This is a genomic window from Mesorhizobium sp. M0047, from assembly GCF_040323315.1.
Taxonomy (GTDB): Bacteria; Pseudomonadota; Alphaproteobacteria; order Rhizobiales; family Rhizobiaceae; genus Mesorhizobium.
The window spans coordinates 1-5,765 of sequence record NZ_JAMYUW010000090.1 but is presented as its reverse complement, the minus strand read 5'-3'; the positions used below and the strand labels follow the sequence as shown (position 1 = coordinate 5,765).

Here is a 5,765-nt window from a genome sequence, read left to right as displayed (position 1 = left end):
ACCGTCGATGACATTTGCCAGCGGGCCAATGTTGGCAGGTCGACCTTCTATACCCACTATGCCGACAAGGATGCTCTGCGCAGCGCGACCATCGAGGCGCATCTGCGGTCGATAGGCCGCAGGCGCGAGGCGGCAAGTCAAGAAACAGGTAGCCGCCTGTTCGAGTTCAGCCTGCCCATGTTCGAGCACGCTCATGCATTCCGACCGCTTCACCACGCATTGCTTGCAAGCAGCGGCGATACGATCCACGACGAATTGCGTGAGCGTATCCGGCGAGCCGTCCGGGAAGAACTCGTCGACAAACGGATCGGCGATCGCGGCATGCCTGCCGAATTCGCAATTCAGTTCATCGCCGGCGCATTTCTTGCGGTCCTCGCCTGGTGGGTCGCCACCGACATGAACCTTTCACCGGCACAGGCAGACGACCTGTTCCAGAGGATGGCGGGAAAAGGCATCGGCGCCTGATCATTGGCACACTGGTCAAGCGATCGCCAGAACGTCGCACCTGCGAAATGACATAGGGCGCTCCGCTCATGGTGGTTCGGGCCGCGGGCCTGCTATGGACCTTCCCGCCGTTCCTCAGGCGGGCGAACCTTGCGGAACATCGCAAGCAGAAGCATATCGTAGACAATCTTCAAGGCGCCGGCGATCAGCAGCGGCCAACCGAAACCGGACATTGCGAGCAGCGAGCCGGCAAGCATCGGGCTGGCGGCTGCCGCGAGGCTGCGCGGGACAGCGGTGACACCCGCGGCCGCGGCCCGCTCACCAGGCGATACCACGGCCATGACGTAGGAGGTGCGGGTCGGTACATCCATCTGCGACAAAGCGCTCCTGATCAGCAGAAGTGCGATAACGGGACCGAGGCTCGACATGAAGGGGATGAGCAAAAGGCAAAGACTGGATGGCAGGTGTGTGAACACCATCGTGTTCACCAGCCCGATCCGTTTAGAGATTTGCACGGCCACCAGATACGACCCACCCGAAAGGATACCCGTCAAGAAGAAGATTGCGCCCGTCGCGGGGAGCGATAGCCCGAACCGTTGGAAAAGCCAAAGAGCCATCAACGACTGGACCACGAAACCGCCCGCAAAAGCGTCAAGGCTGAAAAGCGCAGCGAGCGTGAGGACGATGGTTCGAGATTTGCGTAGTGGTTCCGCCGGTACCGCTCTCGCATCGAGCGGCTCATCCGGCAGTTTCCGATAAAGGAGCAGCGCTCCGAGTCCCAGAAAGGCATAAAGCAGGAAGGCGATCTGGAGAGCTTGCTTGATGTCCAGGCCGACAACCTGTCGGAGAATGTCGGGGGCTCCGGCCGCAAGAGCACCGACCGCCCCTACAAGTGAGCCGACAAGGCTGTAGCGTGCAAAGAGCGCGGTGCGGTCGCGGTCCGTGACACTATGGGCAAGTTGCGCATGCTCCAGCGGCAGAAACACACTGACGTCGCCCGAGGATGGGTTCAACGTTCCCACGAATGCGACAAGGAGCAGCGGCCAGAAATCCTGAACCAACGCGAAGGCGCCTCCCGTGACGACCATCAGGACGGCAGCTGCGATCAGCAGGGAGCGGCGAGAGAAATGGTGTGCGACAAACCCGACGGTCAAAGTGAGCGCCGCTGAACCAGCGAGCGTCGCTGTGGCGAGAACCCCGATCTTGAAAGGGCTGAAACCAAGCGTGGCCAAATAGGCGGGAAGCAGAAGACTGACGAGTCCGTCGCCGAATGCCCTCAATCCCCTGGACGTCAACAGAAGGGCAGCTGCCGGCCTGGCACCGGCAGGCAGCAGCGAAAACCTCTGTTTGGCTAAAGGTTCGCGCGAAGCATTCGTCGGCGTCTGGGCTGCCAGGTATGCCTCCTGCCGCAAAGTGGTTGCGCCTATGGCACTGCTTAAATCGATCCCGTGGCAACGCCATAAAGCACGCCCAGGACAGAGCATGTCGCGAGCACGGGGATCATGCCGATCTTGAAACGAAACACGGCCAGCAGCGCACCGACTGTCAGCACCAGCGACGGCAGGTTGACGGAGCTGAATACCGGCACATCCACCGTAGTGCCCAGCCAGCTGACCTCACGCAGTTCGCGGAACAGCACATGAAGCGCGAACCATACTGCCAGGTTCAGGATCACACCGACCACCGCCGCCGTGATGGCAGACAGCGCTGCCGACAGGGCCTTGTTGCTGCGCATCGTCTCCATGAACGGCGCGCCGAGGAATATCCACAGGAAGCACGGAACGAATGTTACCCACGTCGTCAGCAGACCGCCGAGTGTTCCGGCGACCAGCGGGCTCAGCATTCCTGGCGCCCGGTACGCGCCCATGAAACCAACGAACTGGGTGACCATGATGAGCGGACCGGGCGTGGTCTCGGCCATGCCGAGGCCGTCCAGCATTTCTCCTGGCTTGAGCCAGCCGTAGTGCTCGACGCCTTGCTGAGCGACGTAGGCGAGCACCGCATAGGCGCCGCCGAAAGTGACCATCGCCATCTTCGAGAAGAAGATCGCGATGTCGGTGAAGACATTGCCTTGCCCAAGAAACACAAGAAGTGCCAGGACCGGCACGAGCCACAGCAGCAGACACACCGTTGCGATCTTCAGCGACCAGCTGACGGATGGCCGGGTATGCGCAGGCACCCCTTCGCCAAGCGCCGTATCAGCGTCGGCAACCTGCTTGCCGCCGACCTTGCCATGTCCGTTGCCAGACTGGAATGCAGCCCACCCTGCCCGTCCCCCGACGTAACCGATCACGCCCGCAGCCAGGATGACCAGCGGGAATGGCGCGTGGAAGAAGAACAGAGCGATGAAGGCTGCCGCCGCAAGCCCGATCATGGCATTGTTCTTGAGCGCCCGTCTGCCGATCCGCAACACCGCTTCGAGCACGATGGCAAGGACCGCCGCCTTCAAGCCGAAGAAGAGGGCCTGAACTGCTCCGACATTTCCCAAGATTGCATAGATCCAGCTCAACGCCATGATGGCGATCGCACCAGGCAGCACGAACAGGATACCGGCGACGAGGCCGCCTCTGGTCTTGTGCATGAGCCAGCCGATGTAGATGGCAAGCTGTTGTGCCTCCGGCCCGGGCAGCAGCGTGCAGTAATTGAGCGCATGCAGGAACCTGGTCTCGCCGATCCAGCGTTTTTCCTCGACGATGATGCGGTGCATCATGGCGATCTGACCCGCCGGGCCGCCGAAGCTGAGCGCGGCCACACGCGCCCACACCCGCGTGGCCTCAGCGAACGAAATGCCATGGCCGGGCGTGTCGTCTGGTCGGTTCGGTGCTGTCACGGTGTTCTCTGCTTTGGCCATGATTAGTACCTCGGATCACCCGCGCTTCGAGCGGAAATATCGATAGAGGTTGTCGAACACCGAAGCGCCCTCGGCGATCCGTTGCTCGTCACCGGCATTCGCCATGGAGATCCCGGCGATCAGGCTGGCAATGCCGGTAGTTTCCTCGCGATTGAACTTGGCGTCCTTGAGATCAATATCGTGGACGACCTCGGCGATCGCCTGCAAAGCCGTATCCGTAATGCCGGCGCGACCCAGCAGCACCTCGAAGCTGCAGCGGTCGCCTTCATGGGTGATTTCGCCCTCGAACATGTCGAAGCGCAATTCGCCCTCCTTTGGCACGTATCCCTTACCAGCGACGAAGCGGATTGTTGCATCGGCATCGATGAAGCGACGGATCAGCCAGCTGCAGGCGATGCGGTCGACATGCACGTCCCGGCGCGTGACCCAGGTCCGGCCCTTGAGCTCACCCGGCTCGGCCGCCTTCTTCGGTTCCTTGGTCATGGTGGCATCCTCAATAAGCAGTGCCTCGAGCTCGGCGATCAGTCCCTCGACAGTGAGGCGACCGCTGGCGCCAAAGAAGTCGATTGTCACGACGTCGGCGAGCCGCTTGCGCAAACGGCCGAGTTGCGAACGCGCCTCCGCATGTTTTTCCGATGTCGCGTCGGTCTTGATCGCTGCGGCCAGATCGCGCGCTTCCTTGACGATCTCCGCATAGTCGGCGTCACGGGCTGCGTCGAAGAGCGCGCGGACCTGGGTGTCGGACAAACCATCTACGAGGCGCGCCTCGCACATCATCGCCTCGCCGCCGCCAGCGACGATCTCCTTGAGGAGCCATTCGAAATCCTCCTGCATCTCGGCATTGGCCGGCAGGGCGTAAACGGTGCTTTTGACTGCGACCGCGCCGATGCCTTGCAAGCGTCGCCAGATCTTCACCCGGAAGTAGGCGGGTTTGCTCGGCAGCTGATGGATCAGGAGCAGCCAGCGCTGCTCCTGTGATTGCCCCTCACTCATAAGTGAACCGTATCACGAACAAAGCCAAATGCAACACTTGTATCATTTTTCATTCGAGCATAGCGTTCGCCCCCTCACGGATGGCCGTGCCGCAGAGTGGGGAAACCGATGCCACACCAGATCATGCCGTTGCCGTTCAAGCCGCCTCGCCTCGTCGGCCTCTCCGAGAGGCTGTTGGCAAGTCACTACGAAAACAATTACGGCGGTGCCGTTCGTCGCCTCAACGCCATCGAACAGCGGCTCGACGGGCTCGACTGGGGCGCGGCGCCAGTTTTCGACATCAACGGTCTGAAACGCGAGGAACTGGTCGCAGCCAATTCAGCAATCCTGCACGAAATCTATTTCGACGGACTCGGTGGCACCGGCGATGCCGGAGGCGATCTCGCTGCGGCTCTGGAGCGCGACTTCGGCAGCGTGGCCTCCTGGCGCGGCAAGTTCATGGCCTGTGCCAAGGCGCAGGCAGGAGGCTCGGGATGGACCCTGCTGACCTGGTCGGAGCGGCGCGACCGACTGACGATCCAATGGGCGGCGGACCACACCAACTGTCTTGCCGGCGGCCTGCCGATCCTTGCGCTCGACATGTACGAACATGCCTACCACATGGATTTCGGCACCAAGGCCGGCGCCTATGTCGATGCCTTTATGAAGAACATCCATTGGGAACGGGTCGCTGCCCGCCACCACCGGGCCGTCACGCAGCGTGATCCTTCAACAGGATCGGCATCGGACGACGCGGTTCCAGCGATTGCGCCAGAGGAACTGCGCGCGCGCCTCGATCAAGGAGAAGATCTCGTGGTGCTCGACGTCTGCCTTGCCGAGGATCTGGCAAAGCGCGGCGACATGCTGCCGGGGGCCAAGCTCCGCGCGCCCGAGAAGATCGCCGATTGGGCGGATGAACTGCCGACGGACAGGCCGGTCATCGTCTATTGCGTCTACGGCTTCCAGGTCAGCGGTGACGCCGTCGCCGAACTGCGTCGCCGCGGCGTCAATGCGAGTGCGCTTTCAGGCGGCATTGCCGCTTGGCATGCGATCGGCGCGCGCACTGTCCCTCTGATAGTCAACGAAGAAAGGATTGCGCCATGAAATGGGTTACTCGCGAACGTCCGGTCATCGACCGCATTGCCTGCCCCTGGCTGATTGCGCGTTTCATCGACAAGGAACCTGAGTTCCTCTTCGTGCCGCCCGATCAGGTGATCCGCGTTGCCCAGGAAACGGGCGCCACGCCTTACGACGTGCCCGGCGTCGAATTCACGCATGTCGGCGACGGCTGCAGTTTCGACACCTTTGTTTCCAAAAATGGGCTCGAGCGCGACCCGGCGATCGTAACCATTGCCGCGATCGTACGCGGCGCCGACACGGACCGGCACGATCTCACGCCACAGTCGGCAGGGTTGCTGGCGATCTCCATGGGTCTGCGGGACCTGACGCCCGACGACCACGAAGTGCTGAAGCATGGCTTCGTCATCTATGACGCGCT

General features: G+C 62.0%; 6 protein-coding genes. 3 read left to right on the top strand and 3 right to left on the bottom strand.

Features of this window, described 5'->3' with window-relative positions; genetic code table 11:
• On the top strand, positions 1 to 465 hold a 465-nt coding region (locus tag NKJ89_RS35350; protein WP_352609036.1), incomplete at its 5' end, for a TetR-like C-terminal domain-containing protein.
• Between the two features lie 92 nt (positions 466 to 557).
• Here the strand turns inward: NKJ89_RS35350 and NKJ89_RS35345 are convergent.
• The 3 genes from NKJ89_RS35345 to NKJ89_RS35335 are packed head-to-tail and all read right to left on the bottom strand — an operon-like array spanning position 558 to position 4,288.
• Positions 558 to 1,928 carry an MFS transporter gene (locus NKJ89_RS35345; RefSeq protein WP_352609035.1) on the bottom strand — a complete coding sequence of 457 codons (1,371 nt, stop codon included), beginning with the start codon at positions 1,926 to 1,928 and terminating at the stop codon, positions 558 to 560.
• A complete protein-coding gene (gene chrA / locus NKJ89_RS35340; RefSeq protein ID WP_352609034.1) occupies positions 1,880 to 3,295 on the bottom strand; it encodes a chromate efflux transporter in 1,416 nt (471 codons plus the stop codon). The genes NKJ89_RS35345 and chrA overlap by 49 nt, the downstream gene beginning before the upstream one ends.
• A gap of 15 nt (positions 3,296 to 3,310) precedes the next feature.
• Positions 3,311 to 4,288 carry a chromate resistance protein ChrB domain-containing protein gene (locus NKJ89_RS35335; RefSeq protein WP_352609033.1) on the bottom strand — a complete coding sequence of 326 codons (978 nt, stop codon included), beginning with the start codon at positions 4,286 to 4,288 and terminating at the stop codon, positions 3,311 to 3,313.
• 108 nt (positions 4,289 to 4,396) lie between these two features.
• On the opposite strand from NKJ89_RS35335, the gene NKJ89_RS35330 reads away from it, so the two are divergent.
• Positions 4,397 to 5,371 carry a Fe-Mn family superoxide dismutase gene (locus tag NKJ89_RS35330; RefSeq protein ID WP_352609032.1) on the top strand — a complete coding sequence of 325 codons (975 nt, stop codon included), beginning with the start codon at positions 4,397 to 4,399 and terminating at the stop codon, positions 5,369 to 5,371.
• Positions 5,368 to 5,765: chromate resistance protein ChrB domain-containing protein (locus tag NKJ89_RS35325; protein WP_352609031.1), on the top strand; the 398-nt coding region annotated here is incomplete at its 3' end. The genes NKJ89_RS35330 and NKJ89_RS35325, both read left to right, overlap by 4 nt.